This window comes from Streptosporangium sp. NPDC000563 (genome assembly GCF_040299985.1).
GTDB lineage: Bacteria > Actinomycetota > Actinomycetes > Streptosporangiales > Streptosporangiaceae > Streptosporangium.
This window is the reverse complement of sequence record NZ_JBEPDA010000002.1, coordinates 18,262-43,251: the sequence shown is the minus strand read 5'-3', so window position 1 is coordinate 43,251 and position 24,990 is coordinate 18,262. Positions and strand designations below refer to the sequence as shown.

General features: G+C 69.6%; 19 protein-coding genes and 1 riboswitch. Of the genes, 5 read left to right on the top strand and 14 right to left on the bottom strand.

The window, feature by feature from the left end:
- Positions 1-34: 34 nt before the first annotated feature.
- Positions 35-1,084: a pentapeptide repeat-containing protein gene (locus ABT352_RS08600; protein WP_350943634.1), complete on the bottom strand. Its 1,050-nt coding sequence runs from the start codon at positions 1,082-1,084 to the stop codon at positions 35-37.
- Positions 1,085-1,247: 163 nt separating this feature from the next.
- Here ABT352_RS08600 and ABT352_RS08595 point away from each other — a divergent pair, with 163 nt between their 5' ends.
- Positions 1,248-3,635 carry an ExeM/NucH family extracellular endonuclease gene (locus ABT352_RS08595; RefSeq protein ID WP_350943632.1) on the top strand — a complete coding sequence of 796 codons (2,388 nt, stop codon included), beginning with the start codon at positions 1,248-1,250 and terminating at the stop codon, positions 3,633-3,635.
- 302 nt (positions 3,636-3,937) lie between these two features.
- Positions 3,938-4,309 (top strand): thioredoxin, encoded by a 372-nt coding sequence (gene trxA / locus ABT352_RS08590; RefSeq protein WP_344748620.1) that lies wholly within the window; start codon positions 3,938-3,940, stop codon positions 4,307-4,309.
- Between the two features lie 93 nt (positions 4,310-4,402).
- Here trxA and ABT352_RS08585 read toward each other — a convergent pair whose 3' ends face one another.
- Together ABT352_RS08585 and ABT352_RS08580 are read right to left on the bottom strand one after the other, a co-directional pair.
- Positions 4,403-5,734 (bottom strand): class II 3-deoxy-7-phosphoheptulonate synthase, encoded by a 1,332-nt coding sequence (locus ABT352_RS08585; RefSeq protein WP_350943631.1) that lies wholly within the window; start codon positions 5,732-5,734, stop codon positions 4,403-4,405.
- Between the two features lie 65 nt (positions 5,735-5,799).
- A complete protein-coding gene (locus ABT352_RS08580) occupies positions 5,800-7,017 on the bottom strand; it encodes an FAD-dependent oxidoreductase (RefSeq protein WP_350943629.1) in 1,218 nt (405 codons plus the stop codon).
- Positions 7,018-7,246: 229 nt separating this feature from the next.
- Here ABT352_RS08580 and ABT352_RS08575 point away from each other — a divergent pair, with 229 nt between their 5' ends.
- Positions 7,247-7,654, top strand: coding sequence for a YkvA family protein (locus ABT352_RS08575; RefSeq protein ID WP_350943627.1), 408 nt, complete (start codon positions 7,247-7,249; stop codon positions 7,652-7,654).
- Between the two features lie 93 nt (positions 7,655-7,747).
- On the opposite strand, the gene ABT352_RS08570 is transcribed toward ABT352_RS08575, so the two are convergent.
- The 7 genes from ABT352_RS08570 to ABT352_RS08540 all read right to left on the bottom strand — a co-directional run bounded on the left by ABT352_RS08570 (position 7,748) and on the right by ABT352_RS08540 (position 15,737).
- Positions 7,748-8,737 carry a phosphotransferase family protein gene (locus ABT352_RS08570; RefSeq protein WP_350943625.1) on the bottom strand — a complete coding sequence of 330 codons (990 nt, stop codon included), beginning with the start codon at positions 8,735-8,737 and terminating at the stop codon, positions 7,748-7,750.
- 101 nt (positions 8,738-8,838) lie between these two features.
- The gene (locus tag ABT352_RS08565; RefSeq protein WP_350943623.1) at positions 8,839-9,846 is read right to left on the bottom strand and encodes a LacI family DNA-binding transcriptional regulator; all 1,008 of its coding nucleotides are present in this window, start codon (positions 9,844-9,846) and stop codon (positions 8,839-8,841) included.
- A gap of 34 nt (positions 9,847-9,880) precedes the next feature.
- A complete protein-coding gene (locus ABT352_RS08560) occupies positions 9,881-11,266 on the bottom strand; it encodes a GH1 family beta-glucosidase (RefSeq protein WP_350943622.1) in 1,386 nt (461 codons plus the stop codon).
- 35 nt (positions 11,267-11,301) lie between these two features.
- Complete coding sequence (locus ABT352_RS08555) at positions 11,302-12,204, bottom strand: carbohydrate ABC transporter permease (protein WP_389772256.1); 903 nt, start codon at positions 12,202-12,204, stop codon at positions 11,302-11,304.
- Positions 12,201-13,178 carry a carbohydrate ABC transporter permease gene (locus tag ABT352_RS08550; protein WP_350943621.1) on the bottom strand — a complete coding sequence of 326 codons (978 nt, stop codon included), beginning with the start codon at positions 13,176-13,178 and terminating at the stop codon, positions 12,201-12,203. The genes ABT352_RS08555 and ABT352_RS08550 overlap by 4 nt, the downstream gene beginning before the upstream one ends.
- Before the next feature lie 83 nt (positions 13,179-13,261).
- On the bottom strand, positions 13,262-14,611 hold the full coding sequence (locus ABT352_RS08545; protein ID WP_350943619.1) for an ABC transporter substrate-binding protein: 1,350 nt from the start codon (positions 14,609-14,611) through the stop codon (positions 13,262-13,264).
- 430 nt (positions 14,612-15,041) lie between these two features.
- Positions 15,042-15,737 carry a CHAP domain-containing protein gene (locus tag ABT352_RS08540; RefSeq protein WP_350943617.1) on the bottom strand — a complete coding sequence of 232 codons (696 nt, stop codon included), beginning with the start codon at positions 15,735-15,737 and terminating at the stop codon, positions 15,042-15,044.
- Positions 15,738-15,755: 18 nt separating this feature from the next.
- Positions 15,756-15,894, bottom strand: a riboswitch (cyclic di-AMP (ydaO/yuaA leader).
- A 728-nt stretch (positions 15,895-16,622) separates the two neighbouring features.
- Here ABT352_RS08540 and ABT352_RS08535 point away from each other — a divergent pair.
- Both ABT352_RS08535 and ABT352_RS08530 read left to right on the top strand, forming a co-directional pair.
- Entirely contained in the window at positions 16,623-17,663 is a 1,041-nt protein-coding gene (locus ABT352_RS08535; RefSeq protein WP_350943616.1) for a hypothetical protein, read from the top strand.
- Between the two features lie 91 nt (positions 17,664-17,754).
- Positions 17,755-18,963 carry a DUF6716 putative glycosyltransferase gene (locus ABT352_RS08530; RefSeq protein ID WP_350943614.1) on the top strand — a complete coding sequence of 403 codons (1,209 nt, stop codon included), beginning with the start codon at positions 17,755-17,757 and terminating at the stop codon, positions 18,961-18,963.
- A gap of 111 nt (positions 18,964-19,074) precedes the next feature.
- Here the strand turns inward: ABT352_RS08530 and ABT352_RS08525 are convergent, their stop codons facing one another.
- The 4 genes from ABT352_RS08525 to ABT352_RS08510 form a co-directional block, all read right to left on the bottom strand.
- A complete protein-coding gene (locus ABT352_RS08525; RefSeq protein WP_350943612.1) occupies positions 19,075-20,364 on the bottom strand; it encodes an alpha-2,8-polysialyltransferase family protein in 1,290 nt (429 codons plus the stop codon).
- Positions 20,364-21,296, bottom strand: coding sequence for a glycosyltransferase family 2 protein (locus tag ABT352_RS08520; RefSeq protein WP_350943611.1), 933 nt, complete (start codon positions 21,294-21,296; stop codon positions 20,364-20,366). The genes ABT352_RS08525 and ABT352_RS08520 overlap by 1 nt, the downstream gene beginning before the upstream one ends.
- Before the next feature lie 252 nt (positions 21,297-21,548).
- Positions 21,549-23,606 carry an N-acetylneuraminate synthase family protein gene (locus ABT352_RS08515; RefSeq protein WP_350943609.1) on the bottom strand — a complete coding sequence of 686 codons (2,058 nt, stop codon included), beginning with the start codon at positions 23,604-23,606 and terminating at the stop codon, positions 21,549-21,551.
- Positions 23,607-23,819: 213 nt separating this feature from the next.
- Complete coding sequence (locus tag ABT352_RS08510; RefSeq protein ID WP_350943608.1) at positions 23,820-24,779, bottom strand: alpha/beta hydrolase; 960 nt, start codon at positions 24,777-24,779, stop codon at positions 23,820-23,822.
- Positions 24,780-24,990 lie beyond the last annotated feature (211 nt).

Below are 24,990 nucleotides of genomic sequence, written 5' to 3'. Positions count from 1 at the left end.
ACCCCGGTGGGCCGTCCGGCCGCGCGAAAAGCTCTCACCCGTGGTCGGGGGAGCGCCACAGGGACCACCAGCGCGTCCCGCGCGGGACGACGGCGAGCGCGCAGCCGCTCATCCTGAGTCCTTCCGGATGGCGGATGCCGGTGAAGAGGCAGGTGCTGAGATCCAGGTCGGCGAGTTCCAGCTCCTCGGCGTCCACCTCGTGCAGCGAGGTCACCCTGGCGCCGTCCCGGCCCCGCACCGTGGCGGGGCCGCGCAGGGTCGCCCCCTCCAGGTCGGCCTCGGCGTCGTCGAGCCGGACGTTCAACCGCCCGCCCACCTCCAGGCGCCGCAGGTCCACCGAGCACCCGCCCGTGGTCACGTCGAGCCCCTTGCCCGCCCACGCCCCGGCGAGGGTGAGGTGGCGGCCGACCGAGATCGGGGCCAGGTAGCCGCCCGCGGAGAAACGCGCGCCGTCGAACCCGGCCAGCCCGCCGAAGCTCGTCTTGCGGAAGGACACCGTACGGCGGAACCTGCATCCTCGCAGGGTCGCGTCGCCCGCGAAGCCGGTGCCGTCGAAGGTGACGAAGCCATGGAAGTCGGCGCACTCGAAGGACGCGGTCCGGTCGAAGAGGGCGGCCCCGAACAGGGCGTCACCGTCGATGGAGACCCGGTCGAAGGCCGCGTGCCCGGTGACGGCGACACCGTGCAGGGACAACCCCCGGTCGAACCTCGCCTCCCTGAAGGAGGCGTTGCGTGCGAAACGGGCGTTGAAGAACGAGGCGAGACGCCGGAAGTGGGCGTGGTCGAAGGAGACGTCCCCGCCGAACGTGATGTCGCCGAACCGTACGCTCTCGGGAAAGGTCGCCCAGTCGAACCGGGCCCGGCCCAGGCGACCTCGGGTGGCGGTGAGGATCCGCTCCAGCAGATCCCTGCCGACGACGGTGGCCCGCAGGTCGACGGCGGAACCGGGGGAGAGGCCGTGGGTGACCTCGTCGAGCTCGGCGGTGTCCAGATGTGCCAGGCACCGTCCGTATGGTTGCCGCGCGGATCCGGCGCACTCGGGGGAGGCGGCGCAGGTGACCCAACCCACGTCCAGAGTTCTCATGATTCCAGTGATACCCGCGAACGCCGGGACAAGCGACTTCTAGGTCAAGGAAAGCCATATCTGACCGGGCCGGATAGACATGAAGTGTCAATATTCGGGATTTCACTATCTATCCACTTATATGTGAGTGATAAGCAATGCATGGAGCCTTACGCTCCGGTTCATGCGTGCTTCAACCCGGGCGTTCGCCGCCCTCGTGGCCGCCTGCCTCGCCACCACCGGCGTCGCGGCCCTCGCCTCATCCCCGGCCCTGGCGGAACCGGGCACCGTCGTCATCAGCCAGGTCTACGGCGGTGGCGGCAACGCCGGAGCGCCGCTCGCCAACGACTACGTCGAGCTGTTCAACCGCAGCGCCGCGCCCGTCGCCCTGGACGGCTGGTCCGTCCAGTACGCGAGCGCCACCGGTACGGGCAACTTCGGCGCCAACCCGGTCGTCCCTCTGGCGGGCACCCTCGCGCCCGGCCAGTACCACCTGGTCCAGCTGGCCGGAGGCGCCAACGGCTCCCCGCTGCCCGCCGCGGACACCACAGGAACGATCAACCTGAGCGGCACCGCGGGCAAGGTGGCCCTGGTCCGCTCGGCCACGGGCCTGGCGTGCAACGGCGGCTCCGCTCCCTGCGCACCGGAGCAGACGGCACTCATCGCCGACCTGATCGGGTACGGCGGCGCCAACTACTTCGAGGGCACCGCCGCCCCCGCCCTCGCGGTCGCCCTGGCGGGCCTGCGCAAGGACCACGGCTGCGCCGACACCGACGTCAACGGTGACGACGTGGAGACAGGGGACCCGGCGCCGCGCAACCGGGCGACCACCCCCGTGCCCTGCGGCGACGTCGAGCCGACCCCCACCCCCACCCCCACGCCGACCCCGACGGTGGAGCCCACGCCGACCCCCACCCCGACGCCCACGCCGACGGGGGAGCCGTGCGAGATTCCGGTCACCCACCAGATCGCCCAGGTGCAGGGGAGCGGTGACGTCAGCCCGCTGGCGGGCCAGACCGTCCGCGTCGAGGGTGTCGTGACCGCCGACCTCCAGAAGAGCACGCAGCTCAGCGGCTTCTTCCTGCAGGATCCGACCCCCGACTCCGACCCGGCCACCTCCGAGGGGCTGTTCGCCTTCGCCCGCGACACCTTCAAGGACGTCAAGGTCGGCGACCGCGTCCTGGTCACCGGCAGGGTCATCGAGTTCAACGGCTGGACCGAGCTGTCGCCGGTCACCGCGGTGGACGTCTGTGGAAAGGGCACCATCACCCCGCTCAAGCAGAAGCTGCCGCTCGCCGAGGGCGCGACCTTCGAGCCCGTCGAGAGCATGCTCGTCACCTTCCCCGAGCTGCTCACCGTCAACGACCACTACAACCTGGGCCGCTACGGCGAGGTCACCGTCGCCTCCGGGGGGCGGGTGTTCCAGCCGACCGACCGGGCGGGAGTGGACGCCGCCAAGAACGCGCGGCGCACCCTGCTGCTGGACGACGGCTCCACGGTGGAGAACCCGGCGACGATCCCCTACACCGACCCGCGCACCGTTCGTCTTGGTGACACCGCGCTCGGCGTCACCGGCGTGATGGGGTACGGCTTCGGCAAGTACCGCCTCCAGCCGACCAAGCAGGTCAACTTCCTGCGGACCAACCCGCGCCTGCCCGCGCCGTTCCCGGTCATCGGCAACGTGAAGGTGGCCAGCCTCAACACGCTCAACTGGTTCACCACCCTCGGCTCGCGCGGCGCGAGCAACGCCCCCGAGCAGCAGCGCCAGCTGGCCAAGCTCGTCGCCGCGCTGAAGGGCATGAACGCCGACGTCGTCGGCCTCATGGAGGTCCAGAACAACGGCCAGACCGCGGTGCAGGCCCTGGTCGACGCGCTCAACGCCGAGGTCGGCGCGGGCACCTACGCGGCGATCACCCACCCCTATCCCGGCACCGACCTGATCCACGTGACCGCCATCTACAAGCCGGGCAGGGTCGAGCCGGTGGGTGCCGCGCGCTCCTCCACCGACCCGGTCTTCCGCAGGCCTCCGCTGATCCAGACCTTCCGCAGGGTCCAGGGCGGTCAGTCCTTCACCGTGCTGGTCAACCACTTCAAGTCCAAGGGCTGCGACGCGCAGGCGGTGGGCCCCGACGCCGACCAGGGTGACGGGCAGAGCTGCTACAACGGCGAGCGCGTCCGCCAGGCACAGGCGACGCTGGGCCTGATCGACAGCCTGAAGCTGACCAACCCGCTCGTCCTCGGCGACCTCAACGCCTACGGCGAGGAGGACCCGATCGACACCCTGGAGGCGGCGGGCCTGACCAGCGTGACCAAGAGGTTCGTCCCGGCGCCGCTGCGCTACAGCTACCTCTTCGACGGACTGGTCGGCGAGCTGGACCACGCCCTGGTCGGCAAGGACCTGCTCAAGCGCGTGACCAGCGCGACGATCTGGCACATCAACGCCGACGAGAGCCGGATCCTCGACTACAACACCGAGTTCAACCCGCCGAGCCTCTACCAGCCCGACGCGTTCCGCTCCTCCGACCACGACCCCGTGATCATCGGACTGACGCTGACCGGTGGAAAGCACTGATCGCGACCACGGCACATTGACGCGAGACCTCCGCGGGGCCGCCCCGCGGAGGTCTCGCCGTATGACCAGACCAGACCAGGCCAGGCCAGGCCCGGCCGGCGAGGGGCGTGGGACCGCCCCCCGCCCTCGGCCTCCGGTTCCGATTCCGGGGAAAAGGAGAGATCCGGTGCGACGCGCGACGCCGGGCGGGAGGCGTGCGGGCCGTGCGAGGAGCATGCCCGGCGGGATGGCGGGATGGAATGCGCGGGGAGGGGAAGTGGTTATGCCAGCCATACAGACGTGAACGACAGAAGGAGCCACCGGTGGCCACCATCGAGGTAACCGAGAAGAACTTCAACGACATCGCCGACGAGGGGATCGTCCTGCTGGACTTCTGGGCGGCCTGGTGCGGACCGTGCCGCACCTTCGGGCCGATTTTCGAGAAGTCGTCGGCGAAGCACACCGACATCAAGTTCGGCAAGATCGACACTGAGGCCGAGCAGGCGCTCGCACAGGGGTTCGAGATCACCTCGATTCCGACGATCATGGCCATTCGCGATGGCATCGTCGTCTTCGCCCAGCCGGGCGCGCTGCCCGAGCCCGCCCTTGAGGACCTCATCGGCCAGGTTCGCGCGCTCGACATGGACGCGATCCGCGCCGAGCTCGCCAACGAGCTGGGCGCGCAGAAGGGCTGATGCCCGGCTCCCGATCACGTGAAAAGCCCCGCGCCACCGGAGGAAGACCGATGGCGCGGGGCTTTCGCGTGATGGCAGAACCTGCCGGTGAGATCAGACCGAACGGTAGAGCTCGGCCACCCGGAAGGCGAGGTCGAGTGACTGGCCGCGGTTGAGACGCGGGTCACAGGCCGTCTCGTAGCGCCTGGCCAGGTCGTTCTCGACGATCTCGGCGCCGCCGCCCACGCACTCGGTGACGTCGTCGCCGGTGAACTCGATGTGGACGCCGCCCGGGTGGGTGCCGAGCGCGCGGTGCACCTCGAAGAAGCCCGCCACCTCGTTCAGGACGTCTTCCAGGCGGCGGGTCTTGTGACCGCTGGGCGCCTCGAAGGTGTTGCCGTGCATGGGGTCACAGATCCACGCCACCTGGGCGCCGCTCGCGGTCACCTTCTCCACCAGCTCGGGGAGGTGCTCGCGGATCTTCGACGCGCCCATCCGGGTGATGAAGGTGAGCCGTCCGGCCTCGTTGTCGGGGTTGAGCTTCTCGATCAGCGCGAGGGCGTCCTCGGAGCTGGTCGTCGGGCCGAGCTTGACGCCGATCGGGTTGCGGATGCTGGCGAAGAACTCCAGGTGGGCGCCGTCGAGCTGGCGGGTGCGCTCGCCGATCCAGACCATGTGCGCCGAGACGTCGTACGGCCGGCCGGTCCGCGAGTCGATCCGGGTGAGCGCCTGATCGTAGTCGAGGATCAGCGCCTCGTGCGAGGAGTAGAACTCGACGGTGTGGAACTCCTCGGGCTCCGCCCCGCAGGCGCGCATGAAGGCGAGCGCCTGGTCGATCTCGCGGGCGAGCTGCTCGTAGCGCTTGCCGGCCGGGGACTCGATCACGAAGTCCTGGTTCCAGGCGTGCACCTGGCGCAGGTCGGCGTAACCGCCCTTGGTGAAGGCGCGGACCAGGTTGAGCGTCACCGCCGAGGAATGGTAGGCCCGCAGCAGCCGCCACGGGTCGGGAACGCGGGACTCGGCGGTGAACTCGAAGCCGTTGACCATGTCGCCCCGGTATGCGGGCAGCTCGACACCGTCGCGGATCTCGGTGTTCTTCGAGCGCGGCTTGGCGAACTGCCCGGCCATCCGGCCGATCTTCACCACGGGGACCTTCGCCGCGTAGGTCAGCACGATGGCCATCTGGAGCAGCGTCTTGAGCTTGTTGCGCACGTCGTCGGCGGTGGCGCCGGCGAAGGTCTCGGCGCAGTCTCCGCCCTGGAGGACGAAGGCCTCTCCCCGCGCCACCGCCGCGAGGTCGGCCTTGAGGTTGTCGCACTCGCCCGCGAAGACGAGGGGCGGAAGGCTCTTCAGCTCGGTGACGACCTTCTCCAGCTCGCCACGGTCGGGCCACTCGGGCTGCTGTGCCGCGGGCAGCCGCCGCCAGGATTCGAGGTTGATGCTCACGACATACCAGGCTATTGCAACCGGGTGTCGGAACAGACCCGATCGTCCACGTAGTGAGAAGGACTTTATACCTGGTGAGATTCCTCGGGGCTGGAAACATGCTCCTGGAGGACGCCAAATCCGACAAAACGCCTGGCCAGCCAGCCGATGAGCGGAAGGCGGGAGATGTCGCGCGGTAGCCGCACCGGCCGGCCGCGGTCGCTCAGCGTCGGACGGATGAGCCGGCTCTGGACGACGCGCTGGGCGAACTGAGTGATCACGGTGGGCGGGGTGCGCCGCCGCTGGACCTTGGCGAGCAGGGATTCGGGAATCTCGGCCCCGGAGGCGAGCGGCCCGGCCAGCAGGTTCGCGGCGGCGACCGCGTCCTGTACGGCGAGGTTGATGCCGACGCCGAAGATCGGGGACATGGCGTGCGCGGCGTCGCCGATGACCAGCAGGCCGGGCCGGTGCCAGCGGCGCAGTCGGTTGAGGGCGACCGAGAGCATGCTGACCTCCCCGAAGTCCCGCAGCCGCCCGACCCGGTCGGCGAGGAAGGGCAGGAGCCTGGCGACCGGCCCGCGCAGCGCCTCGATCCCCTCCGAGCGCAGGGTTTCGAAGTCGCCCTTGTCGATCAGATAGGCGAGCTGCCAGTAGGTCTCGCGGCTGATCGACACCATCATGTGTCCGTTGGACAGCCGAAGGAACGTCTCGTCGGGGTCGGAGGGTTCGCGCGGCAGCCGGAACCAGAGCACGTCCATGGGGGCGCTGTGCTCGACGGGGACGAGCCCGGCGGCCCGGCGTACGTCGGAGTGGCGGCCGTCGGCGGCGACGGTGAGGGTCGCGCGCAGTTCGTGCTCGCCCGAGGGGTCTCGGTAGCGGACCCCGCGCACCGCGTCGCCCTCGCGGATCACCCCGTACACCTCGGCCTTCATGATGAGGCGGAAGTTCGGATAGCGCCCGGCGGCGTTGGTCAGCAGGTCGAGGAAGTCCCACTGCGGGACAAAGGCGATGTACTGATACCTGCCTTTGAGCCGCCTCAGGTCGGCGACCGGCACCGTGGTGTCGTCGGTGTGGATCTCCATCGTGTACGCCTTGTGGTGCGGGAGCCGGTGGAACTCCTCGGCCAGCCCCAGCTCGTCGAGGATTTGGAGGGTCGAGGGGTGGATGGTGTCACCCCTGAAGTCCCGCAGGAAGTCCTCATGTTTCTCCAGGAGCGTCACCTCGACGCCTGCCCTCGCGAGCAGCAGCGCCAGCATCGCCCCCGCCGGGCCGCCCCCGGCGATCACGCATGTGTTTCTCCGCATAATTCATCACCTAGTGAAATTCTGACACAGGATCCGGGGGAAGGAAAGCAGGTTGGGGGGCGATAGTGGTGATCAAAGCTCTTCGCCGCGGACCGTCTTCCCGAGGGCACGTATCCTGACCTACGGTCTGGCCATGCCCGTTCCGCTGCCACGGAACCGTCGGTGTGAAGGGCGTTCGCGGGCGGTGAGAGCCGGTGAGAACCGGTGAGAACGAGGAAGGCGAGGGAAGGTGGCCGAGGTCTGGAAGGTGGCCGCGGCGATCGCGGGGGGCATGCTGCTGCTCTGGCTCGTGCTCGCCGTCTTCCTGGTGATGGCGCGCCCCAGGGGCGGCGCCCTGGGCGAGGCGCTGCGCCTGCTGCCCGACCTGCTCCGCCTGGTCGCCAGGCTCGCGCGCGACGACGGCCTGCCTCGCGGGGTACGGGTCCGGCTGTGGCTGCTGCTGGGCTACCTGGCACTGCCCATCGACCTGATCCCCGACTTCATCCCGGTGCTCGGCTACGCCGACGACGCGATCGTCGTCGCCTTCGTCCTGCGGTCGGTCGTCAGGCGTGCGGGCCCGGACGCGCTGGCAGGACACTGGCCCGGTACGCCCGAAGGGCTCGCCGTCGTACGACGCCTTGTCGGAGGGCCCGGATGATCGCGAGTCGCCGCCCGTCCGTGCCTTCCCGGCCTTCCCGTGCCCTCTCGTGTCGGCGGCGACGAGCGGCTCAGGTCACCCGAGTGACGCGGGTCACGGCGTCGCCGAGAGCTTGCCGAGGGCTTCGAGCACGTCGGCGGCGCAGCGGTCGCGCAGGGGGGCGTACTCCTTCTCCGGATACCGGCGGGGGCCGTTCTCGATCAGGATCATCAGCGCCAGGTAGAGACGGTAGAGGACCATCCGGGTACGGGCGGGGCCGGTGAACTCCACGACGCCGCCCGCGTCGCGGTATCCGGCGACGATCGGATCGGACTCCTCCAGCTCGCCGAAGATCGTCGGGACGACGAAGTCTGCGAGCGGGTCACCCCAGAAGGCCCGCTCGTGGTCGATGATCGCCTGGATGCGCGGTGTCTCGTCGCGGGTCAGGAAGACGTTGCCCGACCCCAGGTCGAAATGGACGAGGCAGGGGGTCACGACCTCCTCCAACGCGCTCGCACCCGCCTCGATCGCCGCCGCGATCTCGGACACCGGCCTCGGCAGCGGGGTGGCGTAGCGGCCCGCGTCGGCCAGGATCGCATCGGTCATCACCAGGAACGCCTCCCGCCACGTGCTCCCGGTCAGGCCCGCGTACGGGTAGCCGTAGACGTCGCCGGTGATCGCGTGCAGCCTGGCCAGGTGGCCGCCGAGCTCTCTGCGCAGGGCCCGCCGGTCGGCCTCCGCCGGTTTCGCCCGGCTCCAGGGCACCCCGTCGAGGGCGGACAGGACCAGGTAGTCGCCGCCCAGCACCGGATCGTCGAACCCGGCGCGCAGCAGCTCGGGGACCGGAATCCCCGCTTGAGCGGCCAGGCCGTAGACCGTGGCCTCGGTACGCAACAGGTTGCGTTCGTAGCGCAGCTGCTCCAGCTCGGGCGGCGGTGCCAGTTTCATGACCACCTCCCGCCCGTCCAGCAGGGCGAGCCGCCACACGGCGTTGGCGAAGCCGCCGGTGAGCTCGGTGGCGGAGGAGAGGCCGACCCCCAGGGCACGCCGCGTCAGCGCGTCGAGCTGGGCGAGCGTGAGCGGGCGTTTCGTCCTGCTGTCCATCTCCTACCTCGTCCTGCCTCGGCGCTGCTGGGGGAGCGGTGCGGCCGGAACACGGCGCGCCGGGGCAGGGAAGAAGGGGGGCGCCGGCCGTCGAGGGCGGCTCAGGCTGAGTCGCGCTCGATCAGGTGGGTGTCCAGTATGACCACCGGCTGCTCCAGCTGCTCGCCGTTGATGCGGGCGACGAGCAGATGGGCCATCTGCCGGCCCATCGACTCGGTGGGCTGGTGCACGGTGGTCAAGGCGGGTGAGGAGTGCGCCCCCGCGGGGGAGTCGTCGAAGCCGATCACCGCCACGTCACCGGGAATCGACTTCCCCGCCTCGCGCAGCACACGCATCGCACCCAGCGCCATCGGGTCGGAGGCGGTGAAGACGGCGTCGAGGTCCTGGTGTTCGGCGAGCAGCCTGTGCATCGCCGCCATGCCGCTCTCCTCGCTGAAGTCGCCGTACGTCACCATCTCGCTCACGCCGGTCGCGATCAGCGCGTCGCGGTAGCCCGCGAGCCGGTCGACGCCCACGCCCATGTCCTGGGTGCCCGCGATGGTGGCGATCCGGCGGCGACCCTTGCTCAGCAGGTATTTGACCGCCTGCCTGGCCCCGGCCCGGTTGTCGACGTCGACGTAGCTGTAGGGGGTGAGGCCGACCGGCCGACCGCCGATGACGGTCGGCACGCCCATCGCCTCCAGCCGCCCCGGCAGCGGGTCGGCGCCGTGCAGGGAGATCAGCAGCACCCCGTCGACGTGCTGCCCGGTCAGATAGTGCTCCAGCCGCTCGTGCTCCTGCGCCGACTGCGCCATCGCGAGGATCAGTTGCAGGCCGGTCTCCGACAGGGCCGAGCCGATGCCGCGGATGGTCCCGGCGAAGTACGGCTCGTCGAAGACCCTCAGCTCCGACTCCGAGACGACCAGTGCCACGGTGTCGGTGCGCCGGGTGACCAGCGCGCGGGCCGCCCGGTTGGGCACGTAACCCAGCTCCTGGATCGCCCGCAGCACGGCGTCGCGAGCCCTCTCGCTCACCTTCGGCGAGCCGTTGATGACCCGCGACACCGTGCCCCGGCCTACACCTGCCAGGGCCGCGACCGCCTCAAGCGTCGGACGACGGTCGCCGTTCATGTGATTGTGCCCCCAGTGATGAATTTCCCGGCCCCTATTCTGCCGGACCGCTCAGGCCTCCACGCCTGATGGTCCCGGCATACCAGAGAGCGCTCTCTTTGGGAACTCTAATCTGGGTTTCATAATCGACGTGTACCAGCCCGAACCGCTTGCCGTACCCCCACGCCCACTCGAAGTTGTCCATCAGCGACCAGGCGAAGTAGCCCTCCAGCGGGATCCCGGCCTCGATGGCGGCGTGGCAGGTGCGCAGGTGGGCGTCGAAGTAGTCGACTCGGTCGCGGTCGTGGACGACCCCGTCGGGGCCCACGACGTCGTCGAAGGCCGCGCCGTTCTCGGAGATGACCAGCGGGACGCGCGGGTACTCGGTGGCCAGCCGGTGCAGGATCTCCAGCAGTCCCGCCTGGTCGATCTCCCAGCCCATGGCCGTCACGGGGCGCCCGCCCTCGACGAACGACACGTGCTCGCTGCCCACCCAGGGCGACCCGCTGTCGGTGGGTGCCGCCGCGGCCGACGCGGCGCCGCCGGGGGTTCCCGAGACGGTGAAGCGGCTGTAGTAGTTGATCAGCAGCTTGTCCAGCGGCGTCGAGATGATCTCCATGTCGCCGTCGTGGACGAGCCCTTCGGGCCGGCCGAGGTCCACCAGGACGTCGTCGGGGTACTCGCCCTTGAGCAGGGCGTCCAGGAAGAAACGGTTCTGCAGCCCGTCGATGCGGCGGGCGGCGTCCTGGTCGGCCTCCGAGGAGGTCTGGGGCGAGATCGCGTACAGGTTGACGCAGCCGCCGATCATGCTTTCCGGCCGCTGGGCACGGATCGCCTGTGCGGCCAGGCCGTGCGCGAGCAGGAGGTGGTGGGCGGCGTACACCGCCTTTTCCGGCTCACGCCGCCCGGGGGCGTGCTCTCCCGAGGCGTACCCGAGGTACGCCGAGCACCAGGGCTCGTTGACCGTGCTCCAGTTGCGGACCCGGTCGCTCAGCGCGTCGTGCACGGCCAGCGCGTAGTCGGCGAAGCGCTTCGACGTGTCCCGTGCCGGCCAGCCGCCCGCGTCTTCCAGGGGCTGGGGCAGGTCCCAGTGGTAGAGCGTCACCCACGGGTCGACGCCCCGGGAGAGGAGCTCGTCGACCAGGCGGCTGTAGAAGTCGATGCCCGCGGGGTTGACGGCCCCGCGCCCCTCGGGCTGGATCCGGGGCCAGGAGACGGAGAACCGATACGCGTTGAGGCCGAGTTCGGCCATCATCCGCACGTCGTCCCGGTAGCGGTTGTAATGGTCGATGGCGATGTCGGCGTGCTCGCCGTTCACCACCTTTCCCGGCTGCTTGACGAAGGTGTCCCAGATGGAGCGGCCTCGGCCGCCCTCCGAGACAGCGCCCTCGATCTGGTAGGCGGAGGTGGCCGCACCCCAGACGAAGTTCGTCGGAAACATTAGATCCGGGCTCTTGATCCGCGTCTCTTGCGTGGTCACGCCTTGACCGCACCTTCCATGAGTCCGCCGACGATCTGGCGGCCGAACGCGATGAAAACGATGAACAGCGGCAGGACCGATGCCGCGGTGCCGGTGAACAGCATCACGTAGTCGGTTCCGTGGGCCTGGTTGAGCGCCGCGATCGAGGTCTGGACCACCGGGTTGTCCGGGTTCAGCACGATCAACGGCCACATGAACTCGTTCCAGGTCTGCATGAAGACCAGGAGCGTGAGCACCGCCATTCCCGGCCGGAGCGCCGGGAGGATGACGTTGAGATAGATGCGCATGGTGGAGGCGCCGTCGACACGGGCCGCCTCGACCAGTTCGTCCGGCACCGCCTGGGTGGCGTACTGGGTCATCATGAAGACCCCGAAGCCGTTGACGAGGAAGGGCAGGATCACCGCCTTCAGCTGACCGGTCCAGCCGAGCGTGACCATGAGCTCGTACAGTGGCACGACGCCCATCTGCTGGAGCGGGACCATCATCGTCACCAGGATCAGGCCCAGCAGGATCTTGCTGCCCCTGAAGCGCAGCTTCGCGAAGGCGAAGCCGGCGAGGGTGGAGATCAGCACGACCGAGACCGTCACGGTGACCGAGACGATGGCCGAGTTGATCAGGCCGGTCATGAAGTAGGCGTCCTCGGTGGACAGCAGTCGCGCGATGTTCTCACCGAGGTGGCCGCCGGGGAACAGCGGCGGGGGTACGTCGATGGCCTCCTCGTTGGTCCGGGTGGCCATGATGAACATGTAGTAGATGGGGAACGCCGACAGCACGAGGGCGAAGGCCAGGACGACCTTCGTCAGCGGGCCCGCGTCCCAGATGCGGTTTCGCGCGGCCGACTGGCCCGAGGGGCGTCGGGAGTGCTGCGCGGGGGGCCGCCGGAGCTGGGTGGCCGTCACTTGGAACCCCCGATACGGCGGGTGAAGGAGTAGTTGATGAGCGTCCCGATGAGGATCAGTGCGAACAGCAGCCACGAGGCCGCGGCGGCGTAGCCGAAGTCGAAGTCGCGGAACGCCTCCTTGACGATGAACATCGCCACGGTCTGGTACTGGCCGGTGGCGCCACCGCTCATCGTCGGGTTGCCGTCGAACATGACCGGCTCGGTGAACAGCGTCAGGCCGCCGATGGTGGAGATGAAGACGACGAAGATGATCGTCGGGCGGAGCATCGGGATGGTGATCTGCCAGAACTGCCGCCTGGGCGTGGCGCCGTCGATGGCGGCGGCCTCGTAGAGGTCCTTGGGGATGGTCTGCATGGCGGCGAGCAGGATGATCGAGTTGTAGCCGGTCCAGCGCCAGTCGATCATCGTGGAGATCGCGATCCACGCGGACCACTTCTCGTTCTGCCAGTTGATCGCGTCGACCCCGAAGAAGCTCAGGAACCAGTTGATCATGCCGTAGTCGCGCCCGTAGAGCTGGGTGAAGACGACGGCGACGGCGACGACGGAGGTGATCAGCGGCAGCAGTACGCCGAGGCGGAAGAAGAGCCGTCCCCGGATGCGCTTGTTGAGCGCGTTGGCCAGCAGGAGGGCCAGGACGAGCTGCGGGATCGTCGACATGACGAACATGCCGAGGGTGTTGATCACCGCGTTCCAGAAGGCCTCGTCGGTGATCAGCTCGATGTAGTTGTCGAGGCCGACGAGAGTCTTGTCTCCGGCGAGCTCCCAGTCGTGCAGGGAGACCCAGAGGGTGTAGCCGAGGGGGAAGACGCCGAAGACGGCGAAAAGCAGGAAGTACGGGGATACGAGGAAGTAGGGGGTCGCCCGGAGGTCGAAGCGGGACCACCCACCGCCCTGCTTCGGTCCGCGGCGCCCGCCGGACCGGCGGGGGCCGGGCCGTGGCGGCGCGGCCGGGGAGTCGACGTGCAGTGTCATCGGTCAGAGCCTTTCAGCGGGGGCAGGCGACCGGCCCGGCTGCGGGATCGCCACAGCCGGGCCGATGCGGGGCGGTACGGGGATCAGCCCGCTGCCTTGACGCCGGCCTCAAGGAACTTGGTCCAGGCCTGGTCGTAGGGGACCGAACCCTGGTCCATGCCCTCGAGGACCTTCTCCACCGCGGTCTTGACCTGGGCGTGCTTCTCACCGAGGAAGACGGGCAGCAGGTCCTTGACCGAGGCACCGAAGATCTGACCGGTCGGCGCGTCGTTGAAGAACGGGTTCTTCAGGTCGGCGACCGCCGGGTCCTGCTGGGCGGGGATGGAGCTCGGGAAGGCCGCGGCCTCCTGGAAGGCCATGACGTGGCCCTCCTTGCCGGTGAGGTAGTTCAGAACCTCGGCGGCCTCCTTGGGGTGCTTGCTCTGCTTGGGAACCGCGAGGTAGGAGCCACCCCAGTTGCCCGCGCCGCCGGGCACGGCCGCGACGTCCCACTTGCCCTTGTTGTCGTCACCGGCCGCACCGGAGACCACGCCGAGCATCCAGGCAGGGCAGCCCATGGTCGCGAAGGCGCCCTTCTTGATCGCGGCGTTCCACGGCGGGGTGAACGAGGCGAGCTTGGCGGTCAGACCGGCCTCGCTGAAGTCCTTCACCGTGTCGAAGGAGGTCTTGATGGCCGGGTTGCTCTCGATGATGAGCTGGTTGTTCTTGTCGAAGTAGGCGACGTTGCCGTTCTTCGGCGCCTCCTGCGACAGGATCACGTTGTAGAGCGTGTTCGGGCCGTCGAGGAACTTGGGATCGGTCTTGCCGGGGTTGGCGGCCTTGAACTTCTCACCGATCGCCTTGAAGGCGTTCCAGTCCGGCCAGAGCTTGCCGACCTCCTCGCGGTCGGTGGGCAGGCCCGCCTTCTCGAACAGGTCCTTGCGGTAGCACATGGTCATGCCACCGATGTCGGTGCCCAGGGCGAAGAGCTTGTTGTCGGCGTTGATGCCGTTGTCCCACTTCGCTGCGGGGAAGTCGGCCTTACGGCTGTCCAGCCCGTACTCGGCGAGGTCGGTGAAGAACTGCGGGCGGGCCTTCATGAGACCCATCGCGCCCTCGTCCAGGGCGATGATGTCGGCCGCGCCGCTGCCCGCCTGCAGGCGCTGGAGCAGCTGCGGAAGATAGACGTCCTCGAAACGGTCGGTCAGGTTCTGGTACTTGACCTGGATGTTCGGGTTCGCCGCGTTCCACGTCTCCACGGCCTTGTCGTAGCCGAAGTTCTCACCGCCACCGAAGGTGTGCACGGTGATGGTTACCGGCTCGGCCGGGGCGGAGGAACCGCCCTCCGCGGCGGGTGCCGCCGGCTCGCTGGAGCTGCATGACGTGATGGCCAGGGCGGTGGCCGCCATGACCGCGACGGCGGCGAGCTTGCCGTGTCGCTTGTTGTTCAACATTCCGGACCCCTCTCAGGTGGTCGCCCGAACTTCATTGGGAGGCGACATCGCGGACCGGTCCCCGACAAACGCGGTCGTCGCGACGAGATCGTTCCTCAATGTGCTTTTGGGAGCGCTCCCACGAAGAGTGGACGATGGGCAACCAGGACGTCAATATGCCGAAACTCAACCGTTACATCCAGCCGCTTTAGGTGGGACTTTTGGTGTGAAAAGTCGACATACCTCCCACAAGGGTGATTGGGAGCGCTCCCACCTCACGGGCATACCAGTTGGGGCATTTCGTGGCCGTGCGGGGCTCGCGGAGGGGAGAGAGGGGGGCGGGCGGGGTGGAATATGGAATATCGTCAGGGGCACCGCTCGAACGAGCGGCGCCCCTGGGAGTGTGATGACCGGTCCGCGTTCACCGGCGGGGGGCCGGGGCGGCCGGAGGTCAGTCCGAGTAGACCGGGTAGCCGTAACCGACGACCTGGGAGACGGGCCTGACGCGCTCCTCGACGGCGCCGTTGCCGGTGTTGCCCTCGATCGTGGTGATCGTGCCGTTCCCGTTGTCCTTCTTCACGAAGCCGACGTGGTCGATGCCCTCGATGCTCTTGCCGCCGGCCCAGTCGAAGTAGACGACGGCGCCGGGAGTGGGGACGGTGCCCCAGTGTCCGTTGTTCTTGAACCACTTGGCGTGGGCGACGGTGTAGGCGTCCCAGCCCATCGTGGGGCGGATGCCGGCCGTCTCGCCGACCCAGGAGACGAACATCGCGCACCAGGGGGCGTTGGCGTACTCGTACACGCTCTTGCCGCCGTCGCGGGCCATGGTCTCCTTGGCGCGAGGGCTCGAAACGTACCAGGACTGGAACTTGGTTCCACCACCCTGGGCGTTCTCGCGGACACCGATCTGCTTGGAGGCGATGTCCAGGATCTGTGCGGCGGAGACCTTGGGAAGGCCTTCGGCGATGACCTGCAGGGAGGTCTTCGCGGCCCCGGCGTCCTGCGCGCGGGTGTCGGCGGGCGGTGCGTTCACGACGCCGTGGCCGTCGGCCAGAGCCGCGCCGGTGGTGCCCGTCGCGAGGACGGCGCAGGCGCCCAGGACGGCGCAGACGGCGCGGGGGGTGGAGGTGAGGCGATGCTTGGTCATGCGGGGGTTCGACTCCTTGCTTCGCTTCCATACCGCCTACCGGGTTAGCTGACGGGTTCGGGCTGGGAAGTGCCCTACGACGCATGAGTGCGTTGATTCACCCCAGGAACGTGGTTCCCCGGTTCCGCAGACTTCGCGGATTCGGCGGCCGTGCTCACCGACGGCGGAAGGTTCCGCCGGGTGGAGCGCGGTCGGGCAATGTGACGGCAATGCACAGATCTGTATAGACCTAGACAATTGCCATGAACAGGACGAACGTACGACAACACGGCAGACGATTACAAGTGGGACACATTGCTCTGACTTGGTAATACGTCCTAAATGAGGGGGTACGGCGGGGTGCCGCCTGGAGGGGAAGAGGGGAGTCGATCACGCCCCTCCGGCGCCGGGCGCACCTTCCTCCGGGGATGGAGGGGCGTCCGGGATCCCCCGCGTTCACGGCGATCCGGGTTTTCCCGACCCGCTCGCGAGGCGTCGGCCAGGTTGTGCTACCGCGCGTGGGGGGACCCTCCGTCGAAGATCGTATAGTCACCATTTTTTAGAACAAGTATTCGATGGTAAAAAGTATGCGGATGGTAGGAGTTCTCCCATGGAAGTGCCTGAGAGCGCGCACGGGGCCCGGCGGCTCACGACCATGTCCGAGGAGGTTCTCGCGGCCTCCAGGTGATCGGGGTCCACGGCCGGCGCCTCCCCGCCCGGCCCGCGACGATGAATCATCGTGGCCCCGCCGACGCCGGCCCGCCCGACGGACATCCGGTCGCATCCGATCTCGGACGGTGGCGGCGGAGAGGTAAAGACCAGAGAGATCATCTGCAATCTCGCGTGGTCGGCTGTTCACCCGCAGTTCCCTGCTCCTTAAGGCCACCGGGTTAGGTTGTGCCAGTCGTGAACGGGTCATCGCCCGGCGTGGAGGACGGTCGAGACCACGCGCGGGAGCAGGATTCGGCCATCGCCTGGGTGGAATCCCCGCTGCAGATGCTCTGCGCGGTGGAGGCCCACCACGCCGGGCTGCTCGGCGCCCGCAGCCATCTCGTACCCCGGGCGAAACTCCGCCCGCTGGCCGTGACAGGCCGCGAACTCGGCCGCCTCACCCTGCCGAGAGGGCTTGAGCTCACCCCGGCGCGCCCGGACATGCCCAGGCCGCGCCGGGGGGAGACCTGGGCGGTGGGCGACGCCTTCTCCGGCAAGGTCCAGTTCCGCTGGCTCACCGCGTCCCCCGGCCGGATCGTGATCGTCGACGACGGGCTCGCCACCATCAGGCTCCTGGAACTGCTCACCGGCAGGACGGGAACGCCCCTGCTGAGGGCGAGGGGGAAGGCGGGGAGGCTCAGGACCGTCCTCGCCACGGCGGCCGGGCTCAGGCTGCGCGCCGCCGCCCGCGCGGGGCGGTTGTCGATCTTCACCGCGCTGCCGGTGCCCTCCGACCTGGCGAAGGCCGTACGTGCCAGGGGAGTCGAGCTGGTCACCCACGACTTCGCCTGGTTGCGATCCCAGCCGCTGCGAAGGCCCCGCCCCGCCGAGCGCACCGTCGTCCTCGGCACCTCGCTGGTCCGCAACGGCCTGATCCACCGCGAACGCTACTTCGGCTGGCTGGCCGGGCTCGGATCGGCCGAGCCGGTGGCCTACTTCCCGCACCGCCGCGAGGACCCCGGCGACCTGGCCCGGGTCGGGGAGCAGCCGGGAATCACCGTCTACGACGGCGGGATCCCCGCCGAGATGACCCTGCGCGGCCTGGCCGCCGAGCAGCGGGTGCTGAGCCTGCCGTCCACCGCGGTCACCTCCCTGCGGGTCCTGCTCTCGGCCCGGGGGGTCGCCGTGGAGACGGTGGACGTTCCCGACGAGTGGTGGACGGCCGAGGCGGCGCCGTCACTGCGCTCCCACCTGTCGAGGTTCGCCCATCACGACACGGGAGTCACCGGGTCATGACCCGACGGCCGAGGCCGGGCGGGCTCGCCGCTCGCGCCACGCACACCGTGCCCGCACACGAAACCGGGGAATTCCCCGCCGGAGGTTTTCTTTGAAGGTCCTGGCCGTGGCCGACTCCGACTCCTACCTGAAGTGGGCGGCCTGCCTGCTGCGGGACCTGCCCGCAGGCTGTGAGTCGGAACTGGCGGTCGTCCGCACCCCCATCACCCCTTCGCCGGCGCAGATCCACGCCGCCGTGGCGGGCTCGGCGGCAGACCCGCCGGTGCTGTCGGCCCGCGCGCTGCGCCGGGCCGCCGAACGATTCAGACCCGACGTGGTGCTCGTCGCCTGTACGGGACCGGTGGTGGACGTGCTGACCGCAGACGTGCTGACCGGGCTGCGGCCCCGGCCGGTGTTCGTCTCGGGGCTGCCGGGCATCTCCGTCCCCGCCACCGAGAAGGCGTGGCTGTTCCGCAGCGGATGCGACCTGTTCGTGCTGCACAGCGGCCGGGAGGTCGAGGAGTTCTCCGAGATCGGCGCCAGACTGGGCGGGGGCGGCCAGATCGGGCTGGCCAGGTTGCCGTTCCTGCGCGGTGACGCGGAGATCGCCGCCACCGGGCCGCGCGACCGGGTGGTGTTCGCCACCCAGGCCAAGGTGCCCAAACGCAGGGAGGAGCGCGAACGCGTCCTGCTCGCCCTGGCCGAGCTGGCCGGAAGGCGGCCCGACCTGGACGTCGTCGTCAAGCTTCGGGCCCTGGACACCGAGCGTCAGACCCACAACGAGCGCTACCACTACCAGCGCCTGTGGCAGTCGCTCGCCGAGGAGGGCCGGGTGCGCGCCGAGGCCGTGCGCTTCGCGGTGGGGCCCATGCACGAGCACCTGGCCCACGCGACGGGCTTCGTCACCGTCAGCTCGACCGCCGCGCTGGAGGCGATCGCCCAGAAGGTACCGCTCCTGGTGCTGTCGGACTTCGGGGTCGGCGCCGAGATGATCAATCTGGTCTTCGAGGACAGCGGCCTGCTCGGCACCCTCGACGACCTCTCCGCCGGGCGCTTCCTGCACCCGGACGACGCCTGGTGCAAGGTCAACTACTTCCACCCCGGTGGCGAGAGCGACTGGGTGTCGCGGATGGTCTCCCTGGTGGGAAAGGCCCGCTCCGGCCGCCTCGCCCCGGCGATGTCCCTGCTCGAAGGTCCCGAGTACACCATCGCCCGCCGCCGCGCCCGCATGCGCGTGGAGGTGCCGCCGAACATGCTGCGCGTCGGCTACCGCGCCAAGCGCCGGATGCGCCGCTACCTCAAGGGGTTCGGCCGACCCTAGAGCACCGGTCGGGTAAGGGCCGGTCACCGGGTAAAACCGCGGTTCGCAACGGATCGGCCTGGCCACGTCCCATGTCGATCAACGCTCCTGCGCGACTACCCGACCGGCCCTCTAGGGGAGCGCCTTCGACAGGCGGTCGCGGAGCCTGACCAGCGGGCTCCGCTCCCTGGGGGCGGCGGCCGGGGGAGCGGTGATCAGATCCAGGGCGCCGAGGCGCTGGCGCTTGAAGTAGCGGGCGGTGCCGTGCGCCTCCAGGTAGGCGGCGGCACTCTCGCGCAGCCCCGGATACACCTCGGCCCGCATGCAGTAGCCGACCGCGCTCACCAGGGCGGGAAGATCCACCGGCGGCGGTTCCTCCAGCGAGCCGTCCGCCGACAGGCGCGGCAGCAGGGCGTCGGCGATGGTGGCCGGGATCCGGTTGCTGTTCTCGTACGGGGTGAGCCGCTCCAGGACCGATTCGACGCCCGACGTCGCCACCGGGAGCCCGAAGTACCGGCTCGCGGTGATCAGGGCGGTGGAGAAGCAGCCGACCACGAGTTCGGGCCTCAGTGCGGCGAAGCACGACTCGGCGGGTACGGTCTCCGCCACCACGTCGAGCTCGGCGCCCAGCTCGGCGGCCGTCTCGCGTAACCGCTGCGCGTGCCTGCGCCCGGCGGCCGGGTGGGGCTTGAACAGCACGCCGCGAAATCCCCGGGCGACGAGGCCGCGCAGCATGTCGGCGTGCAGTCGCGCCTCCTCCTCGGGGGTGAGGATGCCGAGGGCGGACAGGTACTGTCCGAGAATCATCGCCCGGCCCGAACGCGCGTGCCCGGTCTCCCCGCCGACCTTCCCGATCACGTCGAGGAAGGCCCGGCCGGGAAGGGACTCGGCGGGAACCCCGTACTCCGACAGCAGCAACGGCGTGAGGCCGGGCACCAGGTCGAGGTGGAGCAGGCGCGTGATCCGCCCGGAGATCTCCGACGGCAGCGGGTCGCGGGTCGGGCCGTAGCTCATCAGGCCGTCGGAGTAGACCGTGATCGGACAGTCCCTGACCAGCCCTCCCAGGGTCCTGGCCGGGGGGACCGCGACGGACTCCAGGATCAGCTCGGCGGGGCCGTCACCCAGGGACAGACGCGAGGCGACCAGGCGGCTCAGCATCGGCACCTCGATGACGCGGGCCCTCCAGTCCGAGGGATGCAGCGGGGCGATGATCTCGTTCCACGAGTGGAGTTCGTCGAAGTGCGGGCGCAGCGCGGCAAAACCGGGCGCCTCGTCCAGGGGCGGGGTGATCTCCGGGATGGCCGCGTTGTTGGACACCAGCAGGATCCGGCGCCCTTCGCGGGGACCGAAGCGGCCGTCGTCGATCGCCGCCGCCAGCGTCATCGCGCCGAACAGGGTCGAGGCGTAGAACAGCTGCGTCATCAGCCCTCCAGGAGTCTGCGCAGGATCTGGTCGCGTTCCGGGTCCAGACGGATCTCGGCGAGCAGATCCGGGGGTAAGCGCCTCAGGGCCGCGGCGCCGCACTCCTCGAAGCGGGCGCGCAGTTCGGGGGAGAACCGCTCGCCCGTCTCCAGGTGGTGGGCGAGAAGCGCGAGGAACATCCGCACCGCCTTGGGGGTGAACTCCTCCTCCAGGCCCTCGAAGACCAGGTCGAAGGCGTCGAAGAAGTGCAGCTGCCTCGCGTCGCCGATCTGTGTCAGCGAGCCCGCCACCATCCGCCGGTAGAACAGCCCGGCCAGCGACACCACCGCGAAGGAACCCGCCTCACGGTGCAGCCGCCAGATCCACGGCCTGTCCTCGGCGGTGTGCAGGTGCCCAGGGAAGGTCAGCAACTCGCCGAGGTCGCGGCGGTAGATCCCCGCCCACGCGTACGGGTAGTCGACCATGGTCTTCGACTCGGCGGGCAGGATGTGGTCGCGCGGCTTCACCACCACCTCCCGGGTGGCGAGCGGCGCCCGGTGAATCGTCCGTTTCCTGCCCTCCACCTGGACGTGGTCGACCCGGACGAAGTCGCAGCCGAGCCGCTCGATCGCCCCGACCAGGCTCTCCAGGTATCCGGGCGCGAGCCAGTCGTCGCCGTCCATGAAGGTCAGATAACGGCCGGAGGCCAGGGAGACCCCGAGGTTGCGCGCGTCGGCCAGCCCGACCGGCGCCTCGTTGCGCAGCACGACCAGCCCCGGCAGGTCGTCGCGGAAGTCCTCGATGATCTGCCCGGTCGCGTCCGCGGAGCCGTCGTCCACCACGATGAACTCGAAGTCCCTGCGCGCGTTCCTGGTCAGCGAGGTCAGCGCGTCACCGATGTAGTCCTCCGCGTCCCGCACCGGAACCACCACCGACAACTTGATCAACTCCACCCTCCCATCCCCACCTCAAACACCCAACAACCCCTTCACGTCGCCCCCTAACCTCCCTCCCAAGGGACCCCCTCACCTCCCCTCTGACGGGACTATCCGTGAGGCCGCGCCGGCGACTGGACTGAGGAGAGGGAGGTCGCGAGGAACGAGCGACCTCCCTCGACGAGGGAAGGAGCCGGACAAGAGCGGCCTCACCGCGACGCGTTAGCGTCGCAAATCACCCGCCTCACCGCGACGCGTTAGCGTCGCCATTTACACAGTGACTCGGCGCAACCGCGACTTGGGAGCCTCTTCACCGGGGAAGACGCGCTTGACGCCGTCGCCCAGGGCGGTCTCGATGATCCGGATGTCGCGGACCAGGTGCTCCAGCCCGGCCGGCTCCAGGGAGGCGGCGTGGTCGGAGCCCCACATGGTGCGGTCGAGCGTGATGTGTCGTTCCACGGTCACCGCGCCCAGGGTCACCGCCGCGAGCGAGATCTGCAGGCCGCGCTCGTGGCCCGAGTAGCCGACCGGCACGCCGTACCGCTCCTGGAGGGTGATGATCGCGCGGAGGTTGGCCTCCTCGGGAGGCAGGGGGTAGGTGGAGGTGGCGTGCATCAGGACCAGCTTGGAGGTGCCGATGATCTCCACCGCCCGGTCGATCTCCTCCAGCGTGGACATGCCGGTGGACAGGATGATCGGCTTGCCGGTCGCGGCGAGCGCGCGGAGCAGCTCCAGGTCGGTCACGCTCGCCGAGGCGACCTTGTGGGTGACGACGTTCATGGACTCCAGGAACTCCACCGACGGCACGTCCCACGGCGAGGCGAACCAGTGCAGCCCGCGCTCCTGGCAGTACTTGGCGATCTGGGTGTACTCGTCCAGGCCGAACTCGGTCCTGAGCTTGTACTCCATATAGGTCATCTCGCCCCAGGGCGTCTGCCGGATCTGGTCGCGCTGCTCAAGCGGCACGCAGATCTCCGGCGTGCGCTTCTGGAACTTGACCGCCTGGCAGCCCGCCTCGGCCGCCACGTCGATGAGCCTGCGCGCGATGTCCAGGTCGCCGTTGTGGTTGATGCCGATCTCGCCGATCACGTAGACCGGCTGCCCGGCGCCGACGAGCGCGTCGCCGATCTGGACGGGCCTGGCGGTCGAGGTGAGCCGCAGCTCGGCGCGCGGCGCGGGGGCGACGGCGACCTCGTCCACCGGGCGGGCCGCGAGGACGCGGTCACACAGTTCCCGTACGGCCCCGGCGCCTCCTGGCCTGGTCAGTACGGTCCTGGCGGCGGCGCGGACCCTGGGGTGGGCGTCGGGGACCGTGACGGGCCAGCCGACGTCGCTCATCGGGCCCAGATCGTTGACGTCGTTGCCGACGTACGCGACGCGGGCCGGGTCGATCCCCTCGATGGCGAGCCAGTCGCGCAGCACGGTCCGCTTGTCGGTGAGGCCCTGCAGCACGGGCACGCCCAGCTTGCGGGCACGGGCCGCGACCACCGGGTTGTGCTCGGTGGACATGATCATCAGCTTGACGCCCGAGCGGCGCAGCAGCGAGATGCCCATGCCGTCGGAACGGCTCACCGCGACCGTCTCGCGGCCGTCCTGGTCGACGTAGGCGCGGTCGTCGGTGTGCACGCCGTCGAAGTCGGTGATCACCGCGTCCACGTCGATCGGCTCGGGCTCGTCGACGAAGGGGGCGAGCGCCCGTACGATCTCCAGGTCCTCGGGGGTGTCGATCTCGATGGCGTGGCGCGAGGGCACCTGCTGCACGGCGACGGAGCCGAAGAAGCGGTGGCCGTGCTCGCGCAGACCCTCGGTGCGCATCACGTAGAACGCGCCGGTCTCGCGGAAGTGCGGCTCGCGATCCTGGCGGCGGGGACGGTAGGACGGGTCGTGGTTCACGCCCGCGCCGGCGGCGTCCCAGAGGAACTCGTGGGTCTCCAGCCCGGAGAACACCACGTCGGCGCTGCCGTCCAGGACCTTCGCGATCGCGCCGTCCAGGTCGGCGGGGTCGATGAACGCGCTGGTGCACTGCACCAGGATGACCACGTCGGGAACGTCGGGGACGTGGTCGAGCGCGTGGAGCACGGCGGACTCGCTGGAGGCGGTCGAGCCGCTCAGCTCTCCCGGCCTGTCGATCACGGTCGCGCCCGCGGCGCGGGCGACTTCGGCGATTCCCTCGTGATCGGTGCTGACCACGACCTCGTCGACCAACTCGGCGCGCACGCAGGCTCGTACCGCACGGGCGACCAGGGGAGTGCCGCCCACCGCGGCCAGGTTCTTCAGGGGGACCCCCACCGAACCTCCACGGGCGGGGACAACGGCCAGGACTCGCAAGGTGGCTCCTCATGACATACGGCGAACGCCCCTGAGCTGGGGTGTCATAGGAACCTAGCTACGGGGATAGACCGAAAAGGGGTGTCTGAGCTGAACGTCCAGAGTCGCCAGTCTTAACTTTCCGCGCCGCCGGGAGCCCCAGCCGGGAGCGGGCGGAGAAGAAGGACGAGGGCCTGCTGCTCGTGGCGCCGGACGAGGACGAGTCGGGGGTCCTCAGGCCGCCGCGCCGATGGAGCCCATGAGCAGAGGAAGCGAGCGTTCGAGGCCGCGGCGCCAGTAGGGCCAGGAGTGGGTACCGGGGCCGTAGAAGTCGACCGCCACGTCGACGCCGTTCGCCCTGGCCCGCTCGACGAAGGTCACGGCCTGGAGGAGAAGGGAGGCCTCGCCCTCGTCCCGGGCCTCGGAGTCGTCCAGCGGTCCGGGGGCGCCGTCGCCGCTGGAGACGAAGAGCCGTATCCCGCGCAGCGCGCCGGTGAGGTCGGCCGGGTTGTGGGCGGCCCACCGCGGATCCTCGGGGGGACCCCAGAGCTTCACGGACTTCTCGCCGTACTGCCCGAGCAGCCAGTCGACGCCGCCGTTGCCGTCGCGAGTGTGCAGCACCCCGGAGAAGGAGGCCGCGGCCTGGAACATGCCGGGGTGGCGGGCCGCGTACGACATCGCCCCGAACCCGCCCATGGACAGCCCCGCCACCGCCCGCCGGTCTCCGGCGCCGTAGTCGCGCTCCAGGATGGTCCGTACCTCGCTGAGGTGGAAGGTCTCCCAGCCGGGGCCCTCGCGCCAGTCGGAGTAGAAACCGACGGTGCCTCCCTCGGGGACGACCACGAGCGCGCGGTAGCCGGAGGTGAGCTCCGCGGCGCCGCCCTTGGTGATCCAGGTGTCGTAGCCGGACTGGCAGCAGCCGTTCAGCAGGTACAGCACCGGCCACGGACCCGAGCCCGGCGCCCATCCCTCGGGCAGCAGGACCCTCACCCTGCCCTCGCGGCCGAGCGCGGCGGAGGTGACGGTGAGTTCGTGGTCGCGCTCGCCCAGCTTCTTCACCGCGACGGTGGAGACGTGGATGCCCTCCTTGCCGTACGTGCCTGTCGAGGACGGCGGCAGCAGTGCGAGCAGCACCGCCCCGACCGCGACGGCGGCCAGCAGGAGCACTCCCAGACGTACAGCGGTGCGGTTCACGCCGCCAATCCTGCCGCCTCCCGCTGATCGCGTGAAGCCTACTTGCCGTACCGGCCACGAAGCGGTGTCTTTTCGCGGAGGCACTGGAGCTCATGGTCGATGCGGTTCGGCTGATCCGGATCGTCCGTTCGTATCGATTCCGGCGACGCGCAGGGCTTCGCGAGCCGACGGTCCGAGAGCCGGTCGGAGGGGTAAAGTCCTGGTCAAACGG

Bases quoted from the DNA above. Each gene is read 5' to 3' on its own strand.
- ABT352_RS08525 (WP_350943612.1), bottom strand. From the start codon at position 20,364: ATGACGCAGCTGTTCTACGCCTCGACCCTGTTCGGCGCGATGACGCTG.
- ABT352_RS08550 (WP_350943621.1), bottom strand. From the start codon at position 13,178: ATGACACTGCACGTCGACTCCCCGGCCGCGCCGCCACGGCCCGGCCCC.
- ABT352_RS08595 (WP_350943632.1), top strand. From the start codon at position 1,248: ATGCGTGCTTCAACCCGGGCGTTCGCCGCCCTCGTGGCCGCCTGCCTC.
- ABT352_RS08540 (WP_350943617.1), bottom strand. From the start codon at position 15,737: ATGACCAAGCATCGCCTCACCTCCACCCCCCGCGCCGTCTGCGCCGTC.
- ABT352_RS08600 (WP_350943634.1), bottom strand. From the start codon at position 1,084: ATGAGAACTCTGGACGTGGGTTGGGTCACCTGCGCCGCCTCCCCCGAG.
- ABT352_RS08570 (WP_350943625.1), bottom strand. From the start codon at position 8,737: ATGGACAGCAGGACGAAACGCCCGCTCACGCTCGCCCAGCTCGACGCG.
- ABT352_RS08565 (WP_350943623.1), bottom strand. From the start codon at position 9,846: ATGAACGGCGACCGTCGTCCGACGCTTGAGGCGGTCGCGGCCCTGGCA.
- ABT352_RS08545 (WP_350943619.1), bottom strand. From the start codon at position 14,611: ATGTTGAACAACAAGCGACACGGCAAGCTCGCCGCCGTCGCGGTCATG.
- ABT352_RS08560 (WP_350943622.1), bottom strand. From the start codon at position 11,266: ATGTTTCCGACGAACTTCGTCTGGGGTGCGGCCACCTCCGCCTACCAG.
- ABT352_RS08580 (WP_350943629.1), bottom strand. From the start codon at position 7,017: ATGCGGAGAAACACATGCGTGATCGCCGGGGGCGGCCCGGCGGGGGCG.